Below are 23529 nucleotides of genomic sequence, written 5' to 3' on the forward strand. Positions count from 1 at the left end.
GGAGCAAATGATGAACCTGGAAACCTGGCTACTGTTCAGCGGTGCTGCACTGATCGTGATCCTGATCCCTGGCCCGTTGTCGCTGCTGATGATCAGCAACAGCCTCAACTACGGCCTGCGCCGCTCGTATCCAGCGTTTCTCGGTGGGGTGTTTGCCTCGATTTGCCTATTGAGCGCCTCGGCCCTGGGCCTTGGCGCCCTGCTGCTGGCCTCTGAGCAACTGTTCAGTGCCTTGAAAATTGTCGGCGCGCTCTACTTGTTCTACCTCGCCTGGCAGAGCTGGCAGCAATCGCGCCAACCCGTCCAAGGCGCCGTCGTGCCCCAGGCCATCGCCACCCCGCGCTTTCGCGCGCTGTTTGGCCGCGCGTTTGTGTTGGGTGCGAGCAACCCCAAAGACATCCTGTTTTTTGCCGCCTTCTTGCCGCAGTTTCTCAACAGCGAGCAACCGTTCTTCTCCCAACTGCTGGTCATGATCGCTACCTGGGCTGTGCTCGACCTGCTCTGCAAATTGGCCTACGGCCTCGGTGCACAGGGCGCGGCACGTTATCTGCGCAGCGGCAAAGGCCAGAGCTGGTTCAACCGCGTCAGTGCCGGGCTATTTGGCGGCGCAGGCCTGATGGCACTGCTCAAGGTCCGGACCGGCTGACTTTGGCGAAATAGACGGTGGGCGCGCGCGCGCGCTCATTGCTCCACTGAATACCTGCAACAATCAGGATCAAACGGTTTTCACGCAGGGCGCTTTCAACACCGGCTAATGCAGGCACATCCGGATTCCGACTCACAGTGTCACGGAGCCATTGATTCGTCAGCCGCTTGTCCAACTGAATCGTCCCTCCTTGAACCCAATGGGTTGAGAGGTAGTAGACGTTGTTTGAACGGGACAGAGGATGTGTCGCGATCAGGTCATGGGTGGGTTTATTGAAATGCCTTACCCGGGCCGTCTGCACAGCGAAGCCCTGCTGTTGCAACTCGCGCGTAATCGCTTCGCGCATTGCACTATTGCGTCGAACACTGAGGCCGGGATGATCGGGCCGTAGCGCGGGGTCTAACCCGGCGATCCTGAAGTCAACACGAGTAAAGCCGGGAGCCTTGTCTTGCACGCCTATGAATATCGTTCGGCTCTGCCTGACAGTGGGCCGTAGCATTCTGAGCAAATCATCCGTCTGACCTGGTCTCGCGGGGGCCGGGGGCAGCCAATTGTCTAACGTCGCACGCAGATTGAGCATGTGACTGGCCGTTGCATAGGTTTCAGAGTCTGATAATTCAATGATTCTCGCCAGTGTAAATTCTCGGCTTTTGCCGGTCATGGCAGGGAACGCGGTGCCTACATACTCCGGCAACGGTCTGTCGAACATCGGTGCATGGATCAGCCATTCACCCGCCGGGCTACGTGACGCCGGAAAAGGCTGCTCAAGCGACTGCGTAGCCGTCCAGCGTTCAATATCAAACCAGGCCGATGCTGTCATGGGTTCATTCCTGTGAATGAACACGATGTCGTTCAACGGAGCGTGATCGCCTGGGGGCAGTAACCGGTAATAACCGCTGCGCGGGTCCATCAGTTCGATGTTAGGAGGGGCCACACGAAGGACATAATGCGAATGTCCTCGTGAGCCCGACCCAACCTGAAACACGCCAGGCGCAGGCGAAGTCACATCCAAACTCTCAAGCGGGACACGCCAATCCAACCAGTGGTTAGACGCCGGGGTTGACTGACGAATGGCGTCTTGCGTAGCGCTGCGCGCAGTGGGTGGTCGCCAGTCAGGCGGCGGCGGCACGGGTGGCCTCCACGGGTTCAGCATTCCCGAACTCGTCCCCGCCACCGGTTGCGGCGCATCCGCGTCCAGTAGCCATTCCCTGGCCTGGTGAATATTCAGAATCAGTTCATCTTGACCCGGTGAATGTGGGTTCTTGAGGCGCAATTTTTGTTCGTTACCACGCCTGTAAAGCGGAAAATGGTGGGCGCCATCCGCGATGAACAATTCCCCTTTTTTCACATGGACACCGTGCTCTTCCACCCCCTTGAGGAGTACGGCGCCCTCAGGCACCCCGCTGACCTTGAAGCGATCCAAGGCCTTGAATCGAGCCAACGAGGTTGGCACCAAACGGGAAGACCCGTGGCTTTCAGTCATACGCAGACGGCGTATCCGCCCCAGCACACCGATCGACGTCGGCCGCGCAGCGCGGGCCATTGCACTGCCCGGCCTACTGGGGCCAGGCACATAGTTCGATAACAGATCGATCGCCAAAAAGATCGCCATAAACGCCGTATCGACTGCGTCATGGGGGTCGCCAAAACGATGAAAACGCCGCGCGACAAGAAGCAATTCATAGCCTTGATTGAACGTTGCGTACAACGGCGAAAAAAAGGCCACCAACCTGCGCTTAGTGGCATCGCTTTGCTCCCCAAGGCGACGATCACGGTAGGCCTGCAGCGCTTTGCCCGAATGACTGGCCGCCTCGGTTCGGCGTTGCAACTCAAACACACTGGCGCGATACAGCAATGCTTGAGCGTTACTGTGAGACGTTGGGACAACCGCCAGCCACTGCAGTGGATCACTGGCAATCTGTTCGAGCATCAGTTTTTCGATCTCGTCCTGCAGCGGCGTAGGCTCCAAGTGCTTGATGCTGAATGAGCGAACGAATTCAGCCCCTTGCTCAACCCCTTTGAACATGAAAAAAGCCGGCAATTGAAGCGGGTTCAACGTTTGCCCGACGTTGACCACACGATCCGGATGATGGGTGATTGCCTCAAAGGCCCAGCCGGGAGCGATCTGCCGTGAAAGCACTTTGACGTTATCCGGCAATGCACCGATACGATTCAGTTCATCCTGGGCCTGTTGAAGGCTGGCGTACTCGGCGAGCACTAAGGCTTGCGGACCGTCGGGCCAATAAACCACACATAGCCCGGAGGGCTTGTCGTGCACCAGCACTATCCCTGCGATATAGCGATCATGCTGCATCGTGTGCGCCACCAGATGAACCACATGCAACTGCAACTGATGCTGGTTCTTCAACAGGTCCTGCGGCGATCGTGCCGCCATTGCCGTGTTGAATACGCTTTGTGCAGCCGCCGACAGCCCCCGTTGAGTCGCCGCGAAAAGGTGGTACGCGAACCCCGTGTGCAAGGCACGATTCAGTAACTCGGGGATACGTCCCTGGCTGAAGGAGCCATTCGGGGTTGATTGGGGATAAAAGACCGTATTGATCAACGCGTCGTATTGACCGCCGATATCCAGCGAAGATACCAGCTCGATCAGGTAATCGGCATTCAAGCGCCCTTTCCAATCAGGCTGCAGATAGCGGGCGCGATTGAGTCGCCACTTGGTCCAGGGGGCCAGCGGGTCCAGGTTTTGCATCGTCAGTTGCAGCAGGCTGAACGTCGTCTGCGTGGTAGTGGGTGTCAGCTTTATATTGCGATCACCTACCGGGCAGGTGGGTGAATTCACACAAAAACTGCCATACACATCATCGGGCATCGTGATAAAGGGCTCGTCGATGCTCCACTGCGCAGGGAGACCGTCCTTACTCAAGCGAGCTGTCAAAGTACGGCGGGCGTAGGTTTCCAAGTCGGGCAGATGCTGTTCAAGCCGGCCTTTGAAAGCAAAGGCATTACCCAGGTATAGACGTTGCGCGTGCAAGAAGTCTGTACGTTGGGCACGGGTTGCGCGCGCCAACCAGGCAGGCAATTTTTTTGCTTCGGACGCGGCCTTGCGCAGCAGTTCAACATTGGCCAACGCCAGGTTCAGGGCGTCGTTGACGGGAATCTTCAGTTGATCTTCCAGCTCGACCATCAGCAATGCGCGGCTCAACTCGGGGTCCGTCACCTCGCTGTAGATACGCCTGATGTCCTCGGTACTTTTCTTTAAACGATCGTAGCTTCGAAGCAAACTTTTAAGCGACGTCAGCGCAGCGTAACTTTTGATTGCCACGTAGCGTACTGCCAGCGTTCCGCGTGCTGCATGGGCGCGTAAGTCGCGCCGCTTGTCGCGCTCCATGGCCCCCCACAACACCGTGTCATCCGGGCTAATCAGGCTCGCCTTGATGCTGCGGGTCAAAGCGTCCAGCCCGGGAGAAACCTCCACACCGCCAGCCCCTCCAAAGCTGTACAGCACCACCGGATGCTGATCGGACGGGGCCTTGACCGCCGCTGCCGTGGTGACCACCCACACACTCTGGAATGGGTAGAAGGCATCTGGCTCGCTGCCCACCATGATTGACAGCACCTGAGTCTGACCGCCCAGTCGATCGGAAAGCCAAGGCTTATCCACCACGTCAACGACAAGATCCCGATGCGCCGTTTTCATCAGCCTGAGCCGATGTTGCAGCTGGGCCTCGCAACGCAGGGCCTCAGTCTGGGCTTGCAGAAACAGCGAGACGCGTCTGGCAGTGCCTTTCCCATTGGGGCGTTCCTTCCAGAAAGCCAGCTCGAGCAGCCGAGACTGAGCGTCGTGCATCAGCGTGTTCAATACATGGGTATGGACGCTCAGTTGCCTTAGTAGGGACATGACCTCCAGATAGGCCTGCGTATCTTCACTGACGTCGTCCGGGTCGAGCAGTGCGATCAGCCCTTTTTCGTAGCGTTTGACCTGCTGCTCCACGGTGTATAGGGCCAAGCCGGGCGCTGCACTGGCGAAGACGATTTCTTCGCCGCGTCGCTGCTGGTCCCATTTGAGTAATTGATTGGCAAGGGGGCCGAGCCGAGCGCCGCCCACCAGTCGCTGCCTGGCATGTTCTACCGCTGCGAAGATCAGTGTGGCGTTCAGTGGTGCAGGGGCAGGTCGCAGGTCAGTCACGATGTGTGCAAAATAAACCTTCACTGCACACCCCTGCTCATTGCGCCATTGCCCCTCCAGCAGCGCCTGGGCGCTTTGCTCCAGCGCATCATCCAAGACCTCCTCACCACAAATGAAGCCACTCGCTGGCGACATGTCCGCAGGCAGGTGCCAGGCTCGGCGACGACTTAACGGCAAGCACTGCCAGAGTGCCTGGAACAACGAACTGTTCAGCGTCATCAGAGCGCACTGAAGGGCAACGAAGGACGACCCCTCGTAGAAATTCCGGACCGCACCCGGCAGGTAGATAACATGCAGCGCATCGCTGGGAGCGCCCTCCCGATAGAGATGCAAAGCGCCGGGAACTGCGACGGCAGGATTACCCGGCCACATCAATTGACTCACTTTCACGCGAGCCCACTCGCCACCCGCCCGCCCACGCGCTTGTTCAACTGGGGCATCGATCAAGGCTTGAACCATGGCCATTCCTGCACTCGAGAGCTCCTCCAGTTGCCACGCTATAAACGCGCGATCAGCGAAGAGCGTCTTTTGCAACTCGCCCCATCGTTCGCGGCGGGTGAGCCACGACCCCTCCAACAAGGTGTTCCAATAGTCGGAAGCCGCCTGATCCAGCCGCTCAAAGAGACTCATCGAAATGACGCGCTGTAATACGTCCAGCGGCGTGTACGGTAATCGGCGGCTCGGATCGCCCCTGACACTGAGCGCGGTGAAGTGATTGACGTTGATCACCACCGTGGGCGTTACCAATAGCGACAACGCCCGATCAGTCAAGCTGTCGACCTTGCGGGGCTCATCTGGGGGTTTGGGCTCGGTGAACAACAAGCTGTCAGGATCTATCTCAAATTCTTTACGCAGCTCGGCGCGAATGACGGTCAGCACCTTGGGTGAGCGTCCTATCAAACGGGCCAACTGCTGCGTCGCCTCTTTACACCGCCAATCAGCAAGACCGATCTGATTGATCAGCCGGCTGGGATGGGGGCTGGCGTTAATCCGCCGTATCAGCAGATCACGCATGCGTTGCGATTCGTCGATGTCGTCTGTATCGAAAGGGCGCGCAGCGCTCGGATGCTCTGGTGATAAGGCCATGATGCTTTCTTCTCAAAGAGGAAAACACCTAGCCTAAGCATCGCTGCCGTCTAAAAGGCGTTAGATAGTTGAACAAGCAACACGCAAAAAAAAGCCCGCAGTGTGGGCGGGCAAAAAACCAACGAAGAGCTTTGGGGGTGTGAAGCGAGGTGACGCTAGCTACCGCGATAGGTGGAGTAGCTGTAGGGCGAAATCAGTAGGGGCACGTGGTAGTGATCCTGTTCGGCACTGATGCCAAAACGCAGTACAACCACATCGAGGAAGGCCGGCTCCGGCAGTTGCACGCCACGGGCGCGGTAGTAATCACCGGCGCTGAATTGCAGTTGGTAGACGCCGCTGCGGTAGTCGTCGCCTTGCAGCAGGGGCGCGTCGCAACGGCCGTCGTTGTTGGTCAGCGTGGTGGCAACCAGCTCAAGCTGCGCGCCTTCGACGCGGTACAGCTCAACCTTGATAGCGCTGCCGGGGCAACCGTGTGCGGCGTCCAAAACGTGTGTGGTCAAACGTCCCATGGCGTCTACGCGCCTCCTGTAGTCAGTAGAAGAGTGATCCGCACTTTTTCAGGGCAGCGAAAAAGCCGGCGATGGCTGATTAAGACACTTTTTAAAAAAATTGTACACAATAAAAATCACAAACTTTTTGATCACCCCAGCCACAGTGCTTGAATGAGCAATTGACGTGTGATCCTTGCTTTTAAACGACCTTTTGTCCATTAGCTGACCGTTTGGGCAAGTTTCTTGCTACACCCTTTACACAGCACTCTGCAGAAAAAATGCAGAAATGCAGGCTTACAAAGTGAGCGATAAGTTGTATACAATCACTCATCGCTGTGACGCCACCCAGTCATTTCGCTGCCCGGCCGCCACATGAATGATCACGAACAAGAAGGAAGACTGCAGTGAGCGCTGACTACCCACGCGACCTGATCGGTTACGGCAGTAACCCTCCTCACCCCCACTGGCCGGGCAAGGCGCGCATTGCGCTGTCTTTCGTACTCAACTACGAAGAAGGCGGTGAGCGCAACATTTTGCACGGTGACAAAGAGTCCGAAGCATTCCTGTCGGAAATGGTCTCGGCCCAGCCGCTGCAAGGCGCACGCAACATGAGCATGGAGTCGCTGTACGAGTACGGCAGCCGTGCTGGCGTGTGGCGCATCCTCAAGCTGTTTAAAGAATTCGATATCCCGCTGACCATCTTCGCCGTGGCCATGGCCGCCCAGCGTCACCCGGATGTGATCCGCGCGATGGTTGAGGCAGGGCATGAGATTTGCAGCCACGGCTACCGCTGGATCGACTACCAATACATGGACGAGGCCCAGGAGCGCGAGCACATGCTCGAAGCCATCCGCATCCTCACCGAATTGACCGGCGAACGCCCACTGGGCTGGTACACCGGGCGCACCGGCCCCAACACCCGGCGGCTGGTGATGGAGGAAGGCGGCTTTCTCTATGACTGCGACACCTATGACGATGACCTGCCCTACTGGGAACCCAACAACCCCACCGGCAAGCCGCATTTGGTGATCCCCTACACCCTGGACACCAACGACATGCGCTTCACCCAGGTGCAGGGTTTCAACAAGGGCGACGACTTTTTCGAATACCTCAAGGACGCGTTCGACGTGCTCTACGCCGAAGGCAGCGAAGCGCCGAAAATGCTCTCCATCGGCCTGCATTGCCGCCTGATCGGTCGCCCTGCACGCCTGGCCGCCTTGAAGCGCTTTATTGAATACGCCAAAGGGCACGAGCAGGTGTGGTTCACTCGCCGTGTCGACATTGCCCGTCACTGGCATGAAACCCACCCCTTCAAGGGAGCGGCGAAATGACTGCGTTCCAAACCCTTAAACCCTCGACCCTGAGCCGCGACGAATTCGTCCAGGCCTTCGCCGACATCTACGAACATTCGCCATGGGTGGCCGAAAAGGCCTACGACCTGGGCCAGGACGCCTCGATCAATGAGATCGAAACCCTGCACCAGCGCATGAGCGACATCCTGTTGAGTGCCGATCACGCCAGCCAGCTGGCCCTGATCAACGCTCACCCGGACCTGGCGGGCAAAGCTGCCGTCCAGGGCCAACTGACCCAAGCCAGCACCGATGAGCAAGCTGGCGCGGGGATTCACCAATGCACGGCCGAAGAGTTTTCTCGCTTCACCGAGCTGAACGATGCCTACAAGGCCAAGTTCAAGTTTCCCTTCATCATGGCGGTAAAAGGCAGCAACCGGCATCAGATCCTGGCCGCGTTCGAAACGCGCATTCACAACTCGGTCGAGGCCGAGTTCAAATGTGCACTGGCCGAGATCAACAAGATCGCGTTGTTCCGTTTACTGACCCTCTAACAGACCATCCCCAGCCACTCTATTTAAGGCAGACAAGAAGAATGAAAGCTTACGCCGTACCTTTCGAGAAGTTCGTCAACCTGGCCGACGCCCGTCTGGGCACCAAGATTCTTTCGGTGACCGATGACTGGTTCGCTGACGCCAACCGCCTGTTCCAGCCGACCCCGGCCGTGTGGAAGGAGGGCGTTTTCGATGACAACGGCAAGTGGATGGACGGCTGGGAGTCGCGCCGCAAGCGCTTTGAAGGCTACGACAGCGCGGTGATCCGCCTGGGCGTGCCGGGTTCGATCAAGGGCGTGGACATCGACACTTCATTCTTCACCGGCAACTTCCCGCCGTCGGCCTCCCTGGAAGCCTGCTTCCTGGCCTCGGGTGACCCGGATGACAACACCCAGTGGGAAGAAGTGCTGTCGGCCGTCGAGCTGCAAGGTAACAGCCACCACTACCACGAGATCAGCAACGACAAGGCGTTCAGCCACCTGCGCTTCAACATCTACCCGGATGGCGGCGTGGCACGTCTGCGTGTGTACGGCATTCCGTTCCGCGACTGGTCGTCGATTGGCGACAATGAACAAGTCGACCTGGCCTCAGCCCTCAATGGCGGCCGCGCACTGGCCTGCTCCGATGAACACTTCGGGCGCATGAGCAACATCCTCAATCCAGGCCGTGGCATCAACATGGGCGATGGCTGGGAAACCGCACGTCGTCGCACGCCAGGCAATGACTGGGTGATCGTCGCGCTGGGCCACCCGGGCGAGATCGAGAAGATCATCGTCGACACCCTGCACTTCAAGGGCAACTACCCAGACACGTGCTCCATCCAGGGCGCTTTCGTGAAGGGCGGCACCGACAGCCAGATCGAAACCCAATCGCTGTTCTGGCGCGAACTGCTGCCAGCACAGAAGCTGGAAATGCACGCTGAACACAGCTTCGCCGAGCAGATCAAGGCACTGGGGCCGATTACCCACATCCGCCTGAATGTGTTCCCGGATGGGGGTGTGAGTCGCCTACGGGTTTTGGGCAAAGTAGCCAAGTAAGCGGTGAACCCAATCGCAGGCAAGCCAGCTCCCACATTTGAATGTATTCACAAATCAACATGTGGGAGCGGGCTTGCCCGCGATGACAATAGATCAAACAACACAGCATTCGGATAAGAAGACAGCCATGCGCACACTAGTGATCGAACCCCTGACCAAAGAAGCCTTCGCCCCTTTCGGAGACGTTATCGAAACCGATGGCAGCGATCACTTCATGATCAACAACGGGTCGACCATGCGCTTTCACAAATTGGCCACGGTCGAAACCGCTAAGCCGGAAGACCACGCCATCATCAGCATTTTCCGCGCCGATGCGCAGGACATGCCGCTGACCGTGTGCATGCTGGAGAGACACCCGTTGGGCAGCCAGGCTTTCATACCGCTGCTCGGCAACCCCTTTCTGATCGTGGTCGCGCCAGTTGGCGATGCACCTGTATCAGGCTTGGTCCGCGCCTTCGTTACCAACGGCAGGCAGGGCATTAATTACCATCGCGGCGTCTGGCACCACCCGGTGCTGACGATCGAAAAGCGGGATGACTTCCTGGTGGTTGATCGCAGTGGCACAGGCAATAACTGCGATGAGCATTTTTTTGAAGAGGATGAGCGGTTGATCCTCGCCCCCCACCAATAAGAGAAGGTCTGATCACCCGACAACAAGGGTGACAGGCGAGAGGTAAAGACTGTGGAAGCACATTTGATGGAATGGCTGAACCTGAGCGTGCGCTGGGTTCACATGATCACGGGCGTCGCGTGGATCGGCGCTTCTTTCTACTTCGTCTGGCTGGAAAACAACCTTAATCGCGTCAACCCCAAGAGCGGCCTGGCCGGTGACTTGTGGGCTATCCACGGTGGCGGTATCTACCACCTGGAAAAATACAAACTGGCCCCACCGACCATGCCGGACAACCTGCATTGGTTCAAATGGGAAGCCTATTTCACCTGGATGTCGGGCGTCGCGCTGCTGTGCGTGGTGTTCTACCTCAACCCGACGCTGTACCTGCTCGCCCCTGGCAGCACACTCAGCGGCACCGAAGGCGTCTTGCTGGGCATTGGCTCACTGTTCGCCGGCTGGTTCATCTACTCCTTCCTCTGCGATTCGGCCCTGGGCAAACGCCCTGCCCTGCTCGGCTTTATCCTGTTCGTGCTGTTGATTGCCGCCGCGTACGGTTTCAGCAAAGTGTTCAGCGGCCGTGGCGCTTACTTGCACGTGGGTGCGGTGATTGGCACGATCATGGTGGGCAACGTGTTCCGCATCATCATGCCAGCGCAGCGCGCACTGGTAGCGGCGATTGCCGAGAACCGCACGCCCGACCCGGCACTGCCAGCCAAGGGCTTGCTGCGCTCGCGCCACAACAACTACTTCACCTTGCCGGTGCTGTTCATCATGATCAGCAACCACTTCCCGAGCACCTACGGCAGCCAATACAACTGGCTGATCCTGGCAGGTATCGCGGTAGCAGCGGTGTTGGTGCGCCACTACTTCAACACCCGGCATAACAGCCAGAAGTATGCGTGGACGCTGCCGGTTGGCGCGTTGGCGATGATCAGCCTGGCGTACGTGACCGGCCCCAAGCCGGCTGAACCGATTGCCAAGGCCCCGGCTGCCATCGAGTACCAACCGTTGCCGGAAACTGCAGTGGGGGGAGGTTTGAAACCCGCCGCGCCAGCAGCACCGGCCGCAGAACCCGCAGCGGCGCAAGCCACTACGGACTTCGGCCAGGTTCACAGCGTGATCGAACAGCGCTGCACCGTGTGCCATTCGGCCAAGCCCACCAGCCCGTTGTTCAGCACCGCACCGGCGGGCGTGATGTTTGATACCCCGACGCAGATCCAGCAGCAGGCAGCGCGTATTCAAGCGCAGGCCGTGGCGAGCCAGATCATGCCGTTGGGCAACATCACCCAGATGACCCAGCAGGAGCGGGATTTGATTGGCTCCTGGATCAATCAAGGAGCCCGTACCAATTAACTGATTGATTCACACAGGTCCAAATGTGGGAGGGGGCTTGCTCCCGATAGCGGTGGTTCAGTCACAGTTACTTTGAATGACACACCGCTATCGGGAGCAAGCCCCCTCCCACAGGGATCTCCAATATTTTGAAGATTGAGTTCCACCCGGCAATTGAATGCCAAACAACACAAAAATAAAAAAGATCCGAGGTGTTGCATGACCGAGTTAGTCGAACCGCAGATTCCTGCCGCGCCTGCCATGGAGCGGCTGCCCCTCTTGCAACTGATTCTGGTAGGCCTGCAACACGTCTTGCTGATGTACGGTGGCGCCGTCGCCGTGCCCCTGATTATTGGCCAGGCCGCCGGGCTTAGCCGTGAAGAAATCGCTTTTCTAATCAACGCCGACCTGCTGGTGGCCGGTATCGCTACCATGGTGCAGTCGTTCGGCATCGGCCCGGTCGGCATTCGCATGCCGGTAATGATGGGCGCCAGTTTCGCCGCCGTCGGCAGCATGGTCGCCATGGCCGGCATGCCGGGTATCGGTTTGCAGGGCATCTTCGGCGCGACCATCGCCGCCGGGTTCTTCGGCATGCTGATCGCGCCGTTCATGTCCAAGGTCGTGCGCTTCTTCCCTCCCCTCGTCACCGGCACGGTGATCACGGCCATCGGCCTGTCGCTGTTTCCGGTGGCGGTGAACTGGGCCGGTGGCGGCAGCGCCGCGGCGACGTTTGGCTCGCCAATCTACCTGGCAATTGCCGCGCTGGTGCTGGGCACCATCTTGCTGATCAACCGCTTTATGCGCGGCTTCTGGGTGAACATTTCGGTACTGATCGGCATGGGCCTGGGCTATGTGCTGTGCGGCCTGCTCGGCATGGTCGATCTGAGTGGCCTGGCCCAGGCGCCGTGGGTGCAGGTGGTCACGCCGTTGCACTTTGGCATGCCCAAGTTCGAGCTGGCGCCGATTTTGTCGATGTGCCTGGTGGTGGTGATCATCTTTGTCGAGTCCACCGGGATGTTCCTGGCGCTGGGCAAGATCACCGGCCAGGACGTCACCCCGAAAATGCTGCGCCGTGGCCTGCTGTGTGATGCCGGTGCGTCGTTTTTCGCCGGTTTCTTCAACACCTTTACCCACTCCTCCTTCGCCCAGAACATCGGCCTGGTGCAGATGACCGGCGTGCGGTGCCGTTCGGTGACGATCATGGCCGGCGCGTTTCTGATTGTGCTCAGCCTGCTGCCCAAAGCCGCGTACCTGGTGGCATCGATTCCACCGGCGGTGCTGGGCGGTGCGGCGATTGCCATGTTCGGCATGGTGGCCGCCACCGGGATCAAGATCCTCCAGGAGGCCGACATCGCCGACCGTCGCAACCAGTTGCTGGTGGCGGTGAGCATTGGCATGGGCCTGATCCCCGTGGTGCGCCCGGAGTTCTTCGCGCAACTGCCACTATGGATGAGCCCGATCACCCACAGCGGCATCGCCATGGCCACCCTCAGTGCGTTGTCGCTGAACGTGCTGTTCAACATCCTCGGCGGTTCTGAACGCCCTGCTGTCGCCCATACGCATTGATTCCTTCGTTCAAATAAAAACAATAACGAAACGGGAATACCTACATGCACAGCATCCACCTGGGGCCGGCTACACGCCGTGCCCCATTCTCGCCCCACGCGCTCTGTTACAGCGCACTTGAGCCACGGCCTGGGAGCCAGTATTCTCCGCGCCCGCTCGAATCGACTCAAAAAAAAACAGCAGATGTAAAAGCTGACTGCAAGGCCAACTTATCCGGGCCTAATGTCTGCGGCCAACGTGCGCAAAAGTCCTCTGAATTCGACTGCATTTCATGCAGCCGACGGGGATTTTTTGGCTTTTTAAACACCTTGGCGCAGCTCTTGCTAAAAGCACTAAAGCTGACCGAACAGACGATTTTTGCAGCGAACCAAAAGGCGCCACACCAGAGCGCCTGCGTAGAAGAAAAACCACAAAACTTTAACTCGGGAGCAACCGAATGAAACCTATGTTTAAAGGCCTGATGCTGGCGGGATCCCTGCTGGCCGGTGGCCAAGCCGTGGCCGGTGATTTGTTGCAGTGGCAGAACAACAGCCTGACCTACCTGTGGGGCAAGAGCTTTACCGTCAACCCGCAGATCCAGCAAACCGTGACGTTCGAACACGCCGATGCCTGGAAATACGGCGACAACTTTGTGTTTGTCGACCGCATCTTTTACAACGGCAAGGAAGACGGCAACGTCGGCCCAAGCACTTACTACGGCGAGATCAGCCCACGCCTGTCGTTCGGCAAGATCTTCGATAAAGACTTGTCGTTTGGCCCGATCAAAGACGTATTGCTGGCCTTTACCTACGAGTTCGGCGAAGGCGACAACGAGTCGTACCTGCTGGGCCCGGCCTTTGACTTGAACATCCCCGGTTTCGACTACTTCCAGCTGAACTTCTACCAGCGCCAGACCGAAGGCAATCGCGCTGGCGACGGCGTTTGGCAGATCACCCCGGTGTGGGCGTATACCCTTCCTGTGGGCAATTCCGACATCCTGATCGACGGCTTCATGGACTGGGTGGTGGACAACGACAAGAACGCCCGCGGCACGTACCACGCCAACTTGCACTTTAACCCGCAGGTTAAATATGACCTGGGCAAGGCGCTGCATTGGGGCGACAAGCAGTTGTATGTGGGTTTTGAATACGACTACTGGAAGAACAAGTACGGGATTGAAGATTCGGGTGCGTTCAAGACCACTCAGGACACGGCGAGCTTCTTGGTCAAGTATCACTTCTAACTGACCACCACAGATCAAATGTGGGAGGGGGCAAGCCCCCTCCCACATTTAGTTAGGTGTAAGTCCCAAGAATTTCGACAATTCATCACGCTTGGCCAACGCATCCCGGCGCCCCAACTCGATCAACTCGCTGCAATACCCCGCCTCGAACAGCAAGTAACTCAACACCCCCGCCCCGCTCGTCTTGGTCGCCCCTGGCCCGCGCAAGAACAACCTCAGTGCCGCCGGCAATTCCTGGCGATGTCGCGCCGCGATCTCATCGATCGGCTGGCTGGGCGCGATCACGAGCACGTCCACCGGTGCCAGCCCATGTGTCGCGCTGTCGGCAGGCTGCAGATGACTGAACTGATTGAGGCGCTCCAGCAGCTCGATATCACTCTCAAGGCTGTCAATGAACGTGCTGTTGAGCATATGGCCCCCGATCTGCGCCAGGGTCGGCTGTTGCCCGGTGTAGGTGCGTTGCACCGCCGGTTCGTTGCCGCGCGGGTTGCCGCTGACACCCACCACCAGTACACGGTTGGCGCCCAGGTGCAGCGCCGGGCTGATGGGCGCCGACTGGCGTACGGCGCCGTCGCCGAAGTATTCCTGGTCGAGTTTGACCGGCGCGAACAGCAAGGGGATAGCCGAACTGGCCAGCAGATGCTCAACCGTGAGTTGGGTGGGCATGCCGATGCGGCGATGGCGCAGCCAGGCGTCGATGGTGCCGCCGCTCTGATAGAACGTCACCGCCTGCCCGGATTCATAGCCGAATGCCGTGACCGCCACCGCGTGCAAATGCTTGTTTCGGATGGCCTCGTCAATGCCCTCCAGGTTCAGACGCTCCTGCAACAAGTCCCGCAGCGGCGCGCTATTGAGCAGTGCCACCGGCACTTGCGCGCCCAGGCCCAACAGGCTGTGGATGCAGAAGCGACTCGCCTGGCGAATCACTCCTGGCCAATCACTGCGCAACACCAGGTGGCTGCGAAAGCCCTGCCAGAAGGCGGTCAGACGCTGGATCGCGGCGGTAAAGTCCATGGCACCACTGGCCAGGCTCACCGCATTGATCGCACCGGCCGAGGTGCCGACGATCACCGGGAACGGGTTGGGTGCCCCCGGTGGCAACAGCTCGGCAATCGCTGCCAATACCCCCACCTGATAAGCCGCTCGCGCCCCGCCGCCGGAAAGAATCAAGCCTGTAACCGGTTCAGCTGGGCGCATCGCGTCACTCCATATGGGGAAAGGTCGGTCTTATTGTGGCGAGGGAGCGTGCTCCCGCCAGCCCGGTCCAGCGGGAGCAAGCTCCCTCGCCACAAGTGCAGTGCTCGTCCGTCTTATCGACGGCGTTTTTCGTACAGTTTGGGCTCACCCGGTGGCCGGCTCTTGAAGCGGCGGTGAGTCCATAGGTACTGCTCGGGGCATTGACGTACCGAGGCTTCGACCCATTGGTTGATGCGCAGGCAATCAGCCTCATCACTTTCGCCAGGGAAATCGGTCAACGGCGGGTGAATCACCAGGCGATAGCCGCTGCCGTCGGCCAAGCGCTCTTGGGTGAACGGCACCACCAGCGCCTTGCCCAGCTTGGCGAATTTGCTCGTGGCCGGCACGGTGGCAGCCTGGATGCCGAACAGCGGCACAAAAATGCTCTGCTTGGCGCCATAGTCCTGGTCAGGTGCGTACCAGATGGCACGGCCGGCACGCAGCAGCTTGAGCATGCCGCGCACGTCTTCGCGTTCGATGGCCAGGGAGTCGAGGTTGTGGCGTTCACGGCCACGGCGCTGGATAAAGTCGAACAACGGGTTGCCGTGCTCACGGTACATGCCGTCGATGGTGTGTTTCTGCCCCAGCAGGGCGGCGCCGATTTCCAGGGTGGTGAAGTGCAGGGCCATGAGGATCACGCCCTTGCCATCCAACTGAGCCTGCTTGAGATGCTCAAGACCTTCGACATGGGCCAGGCGCGCCAGACGCTGGCGCGACCACCACCAACTCATGGCCATTTCAAAGAAGGCAATGCCAGTGGAGGCAAAGTTTTCTTTTAGTAAATGTTTACGCTCTTGGGCGGATTTTTCCGGGAAGCACAGCTCCAGATTTCGCGCAGCGATGCGGCGACGTTCGCCGGCTACACGGTACATTCCCGCACCCAACAGGCGGCCGATCACCAGCAGTGCGCGGTACGGCAGCTGGGTGACCAGCCACAGCAAGCCGAGTCCCAGCCATAACAGCCAAAAACGCGGGTGAAAAAATACAGCTCGAAAACGCGGGCGATCCATTACAGATTCCGGTAAAGACAAGGGCCGCGCATTCTACAACGGTTCGACTCGGCTTGCGGCCAGTGGATGTTCTCGTTATAAGTCTCGACACTTTTCGTGACAAGCCGCTTTTGCCGACCATGAGCCAAACCGAACCGCTAGACCAAGATCCCGTGTTCCAGCTGAAAGGCAGCATGCTCGCCATTACCGTGCTGGAACTGGCCCGCAACGACCTTGAAGCCCTGGACCGCCAGCTCGCCGCCAAGGTCGCCTTGGCGCCCAACTTCTTCAACAACGCCCCGCTGGTGCTGGCGCTGGACAAACTGCCCGCCGGCCAAGGCCTCATCGACCTGCCTGGCCTGATGCGCGTGTGCCGCTCCCATGGCCTGCGCACCCTGGCGATTCGTGCCAGCCGTATCGAAGACATTGCCGCGGCCATCGCCATTGAACTGCCAGTACTGCCGCCGTCCGGTGCGCGTGAACGCCCGATTGAACCATTGGTCGGGGAAGAGAAGAAAAAACCGGAAAAACCACCGGAACCAATGATCAAGCCTACAAAGATCATTACCTCTCCCGTACGGGGCGGGCAGCAGATTTACGCCGAGGGAAGCGACCTTGTGGTGATCTCCTCGGTCAGTCCGGGGGCGGAACTTCTCGCCGATGGCAACATCCATGTATACGGCCCGATGCGCGGACGTGCCCTGGCCGGCATCAAGGGTGATATCAAGGCCCGTATTTTTTGCCAGCAATTGAGCGCTGAGCTAGTGTCCATCGCAGGCAGGTATAAGGTTTCCGAAGATTTGCGCCGTGATCCGCTGTGGGGGGCCGGGGTGCAGGTCAACCTATCGGGCGATCTGTTGAACATCATCCGTCTTTAACGGATACTGCCGCATTTTCCAAGCATCTCTAGACTCTGATAGCACAGCGAAACCGGCATTACTTGTGTAGGAATAATTGGAAGTTGGCGTTTGCCTCGCGCAAACCACATCTTTTTCCTACAAAGGCTGTCCGCCTGCAGCGAGTTCCAAGAGATGTTTTTCAGGGACCGAAAAGTCCTTTTTCCTTAGGGGTGAAACACCTTGGCCAAGATTCTCGTGGTTACATCCGGCAAGGGTGGTGTGGGTAAGACCACCACCAGCGCCGCTATCGGTACCGGCCTCGCTCTGCGCGGCCACAAGACAGTCATCGTCGACTTCGACGTCGGTTTGCGTAACCTCGACCTGATCATGGGCTGCGAACGCCGCGTGGTGTATGACTTCGTCAACGTGGTAAACGGCGAAGCCAACCTGCAACAGGCCCTGATCAAGGACAAGCGCCTTGAGAACCTGTACGTACTGGCCGCCAGCCAGACCCGCGATAAAGATGCGTTGACCAAGGAAGGTGTAGGCAAAGTCCTCGCTGAACTGAAGGAAACCTTCGAATACGTCGTGTGCGATTCCCCGGCCGGTATCGAAACCGGTGCTCACCTGGCGATGTACTTCGCCGACGAAGCCATCGTGGTGACCAACCCGGAAGTCTCTTCGGTACGTGACTCGGACCGCATGCTGGGCCTGCTGGCCAGCAAATCCAAGCGCGCCGAAGAAGGCCAGGACCCGATCAAGGAGCACTTGCTGCTCACCCGCTACAACCCTGAGCGCGTCAGCAACGGCGAAATGCTGGGTGTTGAAGACGTGAAGGACATCCTCGCAGTGACCCTGTTGGGCGTGATTCCAGAATCCCAGGCCGTCCTGAAAGCTTCCAACCAAGGTGTTCCGGTCATCCTTGACGACCAGAGCGACGCCGGCCAGGCGTACAGCGATGCGGTTGATCGCCTGCTGGGCAAGACCGTGGAACACCGCTTCCTCGATGTTAAGAAGAAGGGATTCTTCGAGCGTATCTTTGGAGGCAACTAAACAATGAAATTTCTCGACTTCTTTCGGGCCAACAAAAAGCCAAGTACCGCGTCGGTAGCGAAAGAGCGTCTACAGATCATCGTGGCGCACGAACGCGGCCAACGCAGCACGCCGGACTACTTGCCAGCCTTGCAGAAGGAACTGGTAGAAGTGATCCGCAAGTACGTCAATATCGGCAACGACGATGTACACGTTGCCCTGGAAAACGACGGCAGCTGCTCGATTCTGGAACTCAATATCACCCTGCCTGATCGTTGATCGAACAGGCGGCCGCCACGGCGGCTCGCACACCTTGATCCCACTGCGGGAAACAGGTGGGCGAGCCGCCGTTGGCGTTTGTTACGAGGCTGTTTAATGCCGTTGTCCAATATCCATATCCTTCATCAGGACGATGCCGTCCTGGTGGTGAACAAGCCAACCTTGCTGCTCTCGGTGCCTGGCCGCGCCGACGACAACAAGGACTGCCTGATCACCCGTCTGCAGGAAAACGGCTACCCCGAAGCCCGCATCGTCCACCGCCTGGACTGGGAAACCTCGGGCATCATCCTGCTGGCCCGGGACGCCGATAGCCACCGCGAGCTGTCCCGTCAGTTTCACGACCGTGAAACCGAAAAGGCCTACACCGCCCTGGCCTGGGGCCAACCGGAACTGGACAGCGGCAGCATCGACCTGCCACTGCGCTACGACCCGCCGACCAAGCCGCGTCATGTGGTGGACTACGAGTTCGGCAAGCACGCACTGACCTTCTGGAAAGTGCTGGAGCGGTGCGGCGACTGGTGCCGTGTGGAATTGACGCCGATTACCGGGCGTTCGCATCAGCTGCGGGTGCATATGCTTTCTATCGGCCATCCGCTGTTGGGTGATGGCCTGTACGCCCACGAACAAGCCCTGGCTGCCTGGCCGCGCCTGTGCCTGCACGCGAGCATGCTCAGCTTCACCCATCCGCAAAGCGGCGAGCGTTTGCGCTTCGAGTGCCCAGCGCCTTTCTAAAGCTGCAATTGCATTCAATGTGGGAGCTGGCTTACCTGCGATAGCGGTCTATCAGTAAAAAATATGGCCCTGACACACCGCTATCGCAGGCAAGCCAGCTCCCACAGTGGTTTTGTGTTGTGCTCAAGAAGGTAGCTTCCCTTCAAATGTGGAGCCAATACGGTAAACTCCGCGCATTGCTGTCTGGAGCTATTTATGCGCGAAGCGTTGAATCAAGGCCTGATCGACTTCCTCAAGGCCTCCCCTACTCCTTTTCATGCCACTGCTGCCCTGGCCCAGCGCCTGGAAGCAGCCGGTTACCAGCGCCTCGACGAGCGCGAAACCTGGGCCACCGAGGCCAACGGGCGCTATTACGTCACCCGTAACGACTCCTCGATCATCGCCTTCAGGCTCGGCCGTCACTCGCCGTTGCAAGGCGGTATTCGCCTAGTCGGTGCCCACACCGACAGCCCATGCCTGCGGGTCAAGCCCCAGCCTGAGCTGCAACGCCAGGGCTTCTGGCAGTTGGGTGTCGAGGTTTACGGCGGCGCACTGCTGGCGCCATGGTTCGACCGTGACTTGTCTCTGGCCGGCCGCGTGACCTTCCGCCGCGACGGTAAGGTCGAAAGCCAACTGATCGACTTCAAGCTGCCCATCGCCATCATCCCCAACCTGGCGATTCACCTGAACCGTGAAGCCAACCAGGGCTGGGCGATCAATGCCCAGACCGAGCTGCCGCCGATTCTTGCGCAATTTGCCGGCGACGAGCGTGTGGACTTCCGCGCCGTGCTCACCGAGCAACTGGCGCGGGAACATGGGCTGAACGCCGACGTCGTCCTCGACTACGAGCTGAGCTTCTACGACACCCAAAGCGCTGCGGTGATCGGCCTGAACGGCGACTTCATCGCCGGCGCACGCCTGGACAACCTGCTGTCGTGCTACGCCGGGCTGCAAGCCTTGCTCACCAGTGAGACCGACGAAACCTGCGTGCTGGTCAGCACCGACCATGAAGAAGTCGGCTCGTGCTCCGCCTGCGGTGCCGACGGCCCGATGCTGGAGCAGACCCTGCGCCGCCTGCTGCCAGAGGGTGATGAATTCGTACGCACCATTCAGAAGTCACTGCTGGTATCGGCCGACAATGCCCACGGCATTCATCCCAACTACGCCGACAAGCATGACGCCAACCACGGCCCCAAGCTCAACGCGGGCCCGGTCATCAAGGTCAACAGCAACCAGCGCTACGCCACCAACAGCGAAACCGCCGGGTTCTTCCGCCACCTGTGCATGGCCGAAGAAGTGCCGGTGCAGAGCTTCGTGGTGCGCAGCGACATGGGCTGTGGCTCCACCATCGGCCCGATCACTGCCAGCCATTTGGGCGTGCGCACGGTGGACATTGGTTTGCCGACGTTTGCCATGCACTCCATTCGCGAACTGTGCGGCAGCCATGACCTGGCGCATCTGGTGAAGGTGTTGGGGGCGTTTTACGCCAGTCGCGACCTGCCCTGAGACCGAGGCGCGGCCATCGCAGGCAAGCCAGCTCCCACATTTGAATGTGTTCACACATCAAAATGTGGGAGCTGGCTTGTCGGGTCGCCGTATCGCTGCGATGGGGCAATTTCAAACACCCCAACGCTATCTGACACACATCAACGCCATTTCCCGCAATCCGACCTAGACTTGTCAGTATTCCCACTCCGACAAGGCCGTCGCACCATGATCTCCATGTCCTCCTTCCACGCCATGCTTATCCCGATTCTGATCGGCATGATCATGCTTGCTGTAGGCTTCAACTTTCGCGACAAGCCCGTGGGCGTGTTTGGCATGTGGGTCGGCATGCTGCTGATCCTGGGCACTGTGGTCTACAAAATCCTCGCCAAACTGGCCGAATGACCCATGCCCTCGTACACTCGGTGAACCCGTCGTTTCCAAGGTTGACCGCCTCGTGCTTTCCCGCCTGTTTGCCCTGCCCTGCTACCTGCTGATCGCCCTGCTCACGCTGCTGCCGCTCGCGTCTGCCCATGCCGTGGGCCTGCCCGGTATTCTGGGCAGCACCAACAAGGCCCAACCCCAGGCTGATGTGCCGCTGGGGCAGTCGTTGGACGAAGTGATCAAAACCCTGGAAAACGACCAGCAACGCACCCAGTTGCTCAGCGACCTGAAAAAGCTGCGCGAAGCCACGCAAAAAGCCCAGCCGGCCGCCGAAGAGGGCGTGCTCGGTTTGATCGGTGGCACCTTGGCCAGCCTCGAAGCGCAATTCACTGGCGACGACAGCCCGCTGGGGCGTTGGTCCAGTGAGTTTGATCAAGCCAAGGATGAGTTCAGCGCCTTGATGCTGCCAGCCAACGAATGGCTGCCGATTATTTTCGGCTTTGGTTTGATCCTCGCCGTGTGGAGCCTGCTGGCCTACGCGCTGATCTGGCTGAGCCACCGTGTACGCGAGCGCTTCGGCCTGCCCGAAGAGTTGCCGCAACACCCACGCACCTGGGACATGGTGCGCTTCGCCCTGCGCAAACTGGGCCCGTGGCTGATCGCCCTGGTGATCACGGTGTACCTGAGCTACGCGCTGCCTTCATCGCTGGGCAAATCCCTGGCGATGGTGCTGGCCTACGCGCTGGTGGTGGGCACGTGCTTCTCGGCCATCTGTGTGATCGCATTCTCCCTGCTTGACGGCCCCCATCGCCATCGTGCGCTGTATATCCTGCGTCACCAAGCCTTCCGACCGCTGTGGTGGATCGGCAGCTTTGCCGCCTTTGGTGAAGCCTTGAGTGACCCACGGCTGGTTCAGGCTTTGGGCCAGCATCTGTCCCACACGGCCGCGACCGTCGCCAATGTAATGGCGGCGCTGTCCACCGGCGTGTTTATCCTGCGATTCCGCCGGCCAATTGCGCATCTGATCCGCAATCAGCCGCTGTCCCGCCGCCTCACACGCCGCGCCCTGAGCGATACCATCGAGATCATCGGCTCGTTCTGGTACATCCCGGCACTGCTGCTGGTGGGCATCTCGCTGTTTGCCACCTTCGTTTCCGCCGGTGACACCAGCACCGCGTTGCGCCAATCACTGTTGTGCACGGTGCTACTGGTGTTGTGCATGGTCATCAACGGTTTGGTGCGACGCCATGCCCTCAAACCGCAGCGCGGGCACAAACGCCACGCGCTGTACTCCGAGCGGCTCAAGAGTTTCGTCTACACCCTGGCGCACCTGGTGGTGTGGCTGGCGTTTATCGAGCTTGGCCTGCGGGTGTGGGGCCTGTCGCTGATTCGCTTTACCGAAGGTGACGGCCATGAAGTCAGCGTCAAATTGTTTGGCTTGGCCGGGACGCTGCTGTTCGCCTGGCTGATCTGGATTCTGAGCGACACCGCGATCCATCACGCCCTGACCCGCTCGCGCAAAGGCTTGGCCAATGCCCGCGCGCAGACCATGATGCCGCTGATCCGCAACGTGCTGTTCGTGACGATTTTCATCATCGCCGCCATCGTCGCCCTGGCGAACATGGGCATGAACGTCACGCCACTGCTGGCCGGTGCCGGTGTGATCGGCCTGGCCATCGGTTTTGGCGCGCAGTCACTGGTGGCAGACTTGATCACCGGTCTGTTCATCATTATCGAAGACTCCCTGGCCATCGATGACTACGTGGATGTGGGCGGCCACCTCGGCACCGTTGAGGGCTTGACCATCCGCACCGTGCGCCTGCGCGACATCGACGGCATTGTGCACACCATTCCGTTCAGCGAGATCAAGAGCATCAAGAACTACTCGCGGGAGTTCGGCTACGCGATCTTCCGGGTGGCGATCCCGTACAACATGGAGATCGACGACGCCATCAAGCTGATGCGTGATGTGGGGCAGAAGATGCGCAACGACCCGCTGCAACGTCGCAATATCTGGTCGCCGCTGGAGATTCAGGGGGTGGAAAGTTTTGAGTCGGGCAGCGCGATCCTGCGGGCGCGCTTCAAGACGGCGCCGATCAAGCAGTGGGAGGTTTCGCGGGCGTTCAACCTGTCGCTGAAGCGACATCTGGATGAGGCGGGGTTGGATTTGGCGACACCACGTTTGAGTGTGCAGGTGGTGACCGGCGCTTCAGGCGGGCTGGAGAAAGAAAAAAATACTTAAAAGCAAAACGGATCAAATGTGGGAGGGGGCTTGCCCCCGATGGCGGTGTATCAGTCACTCATTAGTCAACTGACACTCCCTCATCGGGGGCAAGCCCCCTCCCTCATTTTGAGCGGCGTTGTTTATGCGAGCGCAGCGTTGTCCATCTTCTGACGCAGGCTCAACGGGCGCATATCGGTCCACACCTCTTCGATGTACGCCAGGCATTCCTTCTTCAGGCCGCTTTTGCCCACGGTGCGCCAGCCTTCCGGAATGGCCTTGTAGTCAGGCCAGATGGAATATTGCTCTTCATGGTTGACCACTACCTGAAACAGGATGTCGTCGCGGTCAAATACTGAGGTCATTGCTG

The 23529-nt window shown here is 59.2% G+C and carries 21 protein-coding genes; 16 read left to right on the forward strand and 5 right to left on the reverse strand.

Going from position 1 to position 23529, the window contains the following annotated elements; genetic code table 11:
* Window positions 1-10 precede the first annotated feature (10 nt).
* Entirely contained in the window at window positions 11-646 is a 636-nt protein-coding gene (locus ICY20_RS12935; RefSeq protein WP_159962000.1) for a LysE family translocator, read from the forward strand.
* Here ICY20_RS12935 and ICY20_RS12940 read toward each other — a convergent pair.
* Both ICY20_RS12940 and uraH read right to left on the reverse strand, forming a co-directional pair.
* Window positions 627-5879 carry a dermonecrotic toxin domain-containing protein gene (locus ICY20_RS12940; protein WP_194937671.1) on the reverse strand — a complete coding sequence of 1751 codons (5253 nt, stop codon included), beginning with the start codon at window positions 5877-5879 and terminating at the stop codon, window positions 627-629. The genes ICY20_RS12935 and ICY20_RS12940 overlap by 20 nt on opposite strands.
* A gap of 155 nt (window positions 5880-6034) precedes the next feature.
* Window positions 6035-6388: a hydroxyisourate hydrolase gene (gene uraH, locus ICY20_RS12945; protein ID WP_194937672.1), complete on the reverse strand. Its 354-nt coding sequence runs from the start codon at window positions 6386-6388 to the stop codon at window positions 6035-6037.
* A gap of 386 nt (window positions 6389-6774) precedes the next feature.
* On the opposite strand from uraH, the gene puuE reads away from it, so the two are divergent.
* From puuE to ICY20_RS12985, 8 genes are all read left to right on the forward strand, one after another.
* On the forward strand, window positions 6775-7701 hold the full coding sequence (puuE, locus tag ICY20_RS12950) for an allantoinase PuuE (protein WP_194937673.1): 927 nt from the start codon (window positions 6775-6777) through the stop codon (window positions 7699-7701).
* Entirely contained in the window at window positions 7698-8213 is a 516-nt protein-coding gene (gene uraD / locus ICY20_RS12955; RefSeq protein ID WP_159962004.1) for a 2-oxo-4-hydroxy-4-carboxy-5-ureidoimidazoline decarboxylase, read from the forward strand. The genes puuE and uraD overlap by 4 nt, the downstream gene beginning before the upstream one ends.
* Window positions 8214-8254: 41 nt before the next feature.
* A complete protein-coding gene (alc, locus tag ICY20_RS12960) occupies window positions 8255-9250 on the forward strand; it encodes an allantoicase (RefSeq protein WP_159962005.1) in 996 nt (331 codons plus the stop codon).
* 127 nt (window positions 9251-9377) lie between these two features.
* Window positions 9378-9881 (forward strand): ureidoglycolate lyase, encoded by a 504-nt coding sequence (locus ICY20_RS12965; RefSeq protein ID WP_159962058.1) that lies wholly within the window; start codon window positions 9378-9380, stop codon window positions 9879-9881.
* Between the two features lie 51 nt (window positions 9882-9932).
* Entirely contained in the window at window positions 9933-11216 is a 1284-nt protein-coding gene (locus ICY20_RS12970) for a urate hydroxylase PuuD (protein WP_159962006.1), read from the forward strand.
* 198 nt (window positions 11217-11414) lie between these two features.
* A complete protein-coding gene (locus ICY20_RS12975; RefSeq protein WP_159962007.1) occupies window positions 11415-12761 on the forward strand; it encodes a nucleobase:cation symporter-2 family protein in 1347 nt (448 codons plus the stop codon).
* Window positions 12762-12805: 44 nt separating this feature from the next.
* On the forward strand, window positions 12806-13201 hold the full coding sequence (locus ICY20_RS12980; RefSeq protein ID WP_194937674.1) for a hypothetical protein: 396 nt from the start codon (window positions 12806-12808) through the stop codon (window positions 13199-13201).
* Window positions 13198-13983, forward strand: coding sequence for an outer membrane protein OmpK (locus ICY20_RS12985; RefSeq protein WP_159962009.1), 786 nt, complete (start codon window positions 13198-13200; stop codon window positions 13981-13983). The genes ICY20_RS12980 and ICY20_RS12985 overlap by 4 nt, the downstream gene beginning before the upstream one ends.
* Window positions 13984-14031: 48 nt before the next feature.
* Here ICY20_RS12985 and ICY20_RS12990 read toward each other — a convergent pair whose 3' ends face one another.
* Window positions 14032-15180 (reverse strand): patatin-like phospholipase family protein, encoded by a 1149-nt coding sequence (locus ICY20_RS12990; RefSeq protein ID WP_159962010.1) that lies wholly within the window; start codon window positions 15178-15180, stop codon window positions 14032-14034.
* 113 nt (window positions 15181-15293) lie between these two features.
* Window positions 15294-16229 (reverse strand): lipid A biosynthesis lauroyl acyltransferase, encoded by a 936-nt coding sequence (locus tag ICY20_RS12995; protein WP_159962011.1) that lies wholly within the window; start codon window positions 16227-16229, stop codon window positions 15294-15296.
* A 119-nt stretch (window positions 16230-16348) separates the two neighbouring features.
* On the opposite strand from ICY20_RS12995, the gene minC reads away from it, so the two are divergent.
* From minC to ICY20_RS13030, 7 genes are all read left to right on the forward strand, one after another.
* Complete coding sequence (gene minC, locus ICY20_RS13000; RefSeq protein WP_159962012.1) at window positions 16349-17086, forward strand: septum site-determining protein MinC; 738 nt, start codon at window positions 16349-16351, stop codon at window positions 17084-17086.
* A gap of 201 nt (window positions 17087-17287) precedes the next feature.
* The gene (gene minD / locus ICY20_RS13005; protein WP_065887939.1) at window positions 17288-18100 is read left to right on the forward strand and encodes a septum site-determining protein MinD; all 813 of its coding nucleotides are present in this window, start codon (window positions 17288-17290) and stop codon (window positions 18098-18100) included.
* Between the two features lie 3 nt (window positions 18101-18103).
* Window positions 18104-18358 carry a cell division topological specificity factor MinE gene (gene minE / locus ICY20_RS13010; RefSeq protein WP_003175252.1) on the forward strand — a complete coding sequence of 85 codons (255 nt, stop codon included), beginning with the start codon at window positions 18104-18106 and terminating at the stop codon, window positions 18356-18358.
* A gap of 96 nt (window positions 18359-18454) precedes the next feature.
* Entirely contained in the window at window positions 18455-19090 is a 636-nt protein-coding gene (locus ICY20_RS13015) for an RluA family pseudouridine synthase (protein WP_159962013.1), read from the forward strand.
* 195 nt (window positions 19091-19285) lie between these two features.
* Complete coding sequence (locus tag ICY20_RS13020; RefSeq protein ID WP_194937675.1) at window positions 19286-20575, forward strand: M18 family aminopeptidase; 1290 nt, start codon at window positions 19286-19288, stop codon at window positions 20573-20575.
* Window positions 20576-20782: 207 nt separating this feature from the next.
* Complete coding sequence (locus tag ICY20_RS13025; protein ID WP_194937676.1) at window positions 20783-20959, forward strand: hypothetical protein; 177 nt, start codon at window positions 20783-20785, stop codon at window positions 20957-20959.
* 52 nt (window positions 20960-21011) lie between these two features.
* On the forward strand, window positions 21012-23180 hold the full coding sequence (locus tag ICY20_RS13030) for a mechanosensitive ion channel family protein (RefSeq protein ID WP_159962015.1): 2169 nt from the start codon (window positions 21012-21014) through the stop codon (window positions 23178-23180).
* A gap of 122 nt (window positions 23181-23302) precedes the next feature.
* Here the strand turns inward: ICY20_RS13030 and ICY20_RS13035 are convergent, their stop codons facing one another.
* A complete protein-coding gene (locus tag ICY20_RS13035; protein ID WP_159962016.1) occupies window positions 23303-23524 on the reverse strand; it encodes an MbtH family protein in 222 nt (73 codons plus the stop codon).
* Window positions 23525-23529: the final 5 nt, after the last annotated feature.

The organism is Pseudomonas pisciculturae (genome assembly GCF_015461805.1).
GTDB classification, from domain to species: Bacteria; Pseudomonadota; Gammaproteobacteria; order Pseudomonadales; family Pseudomonadaceae; genus Aquipseudomonas; species Aquipseudomonas pisciculturae.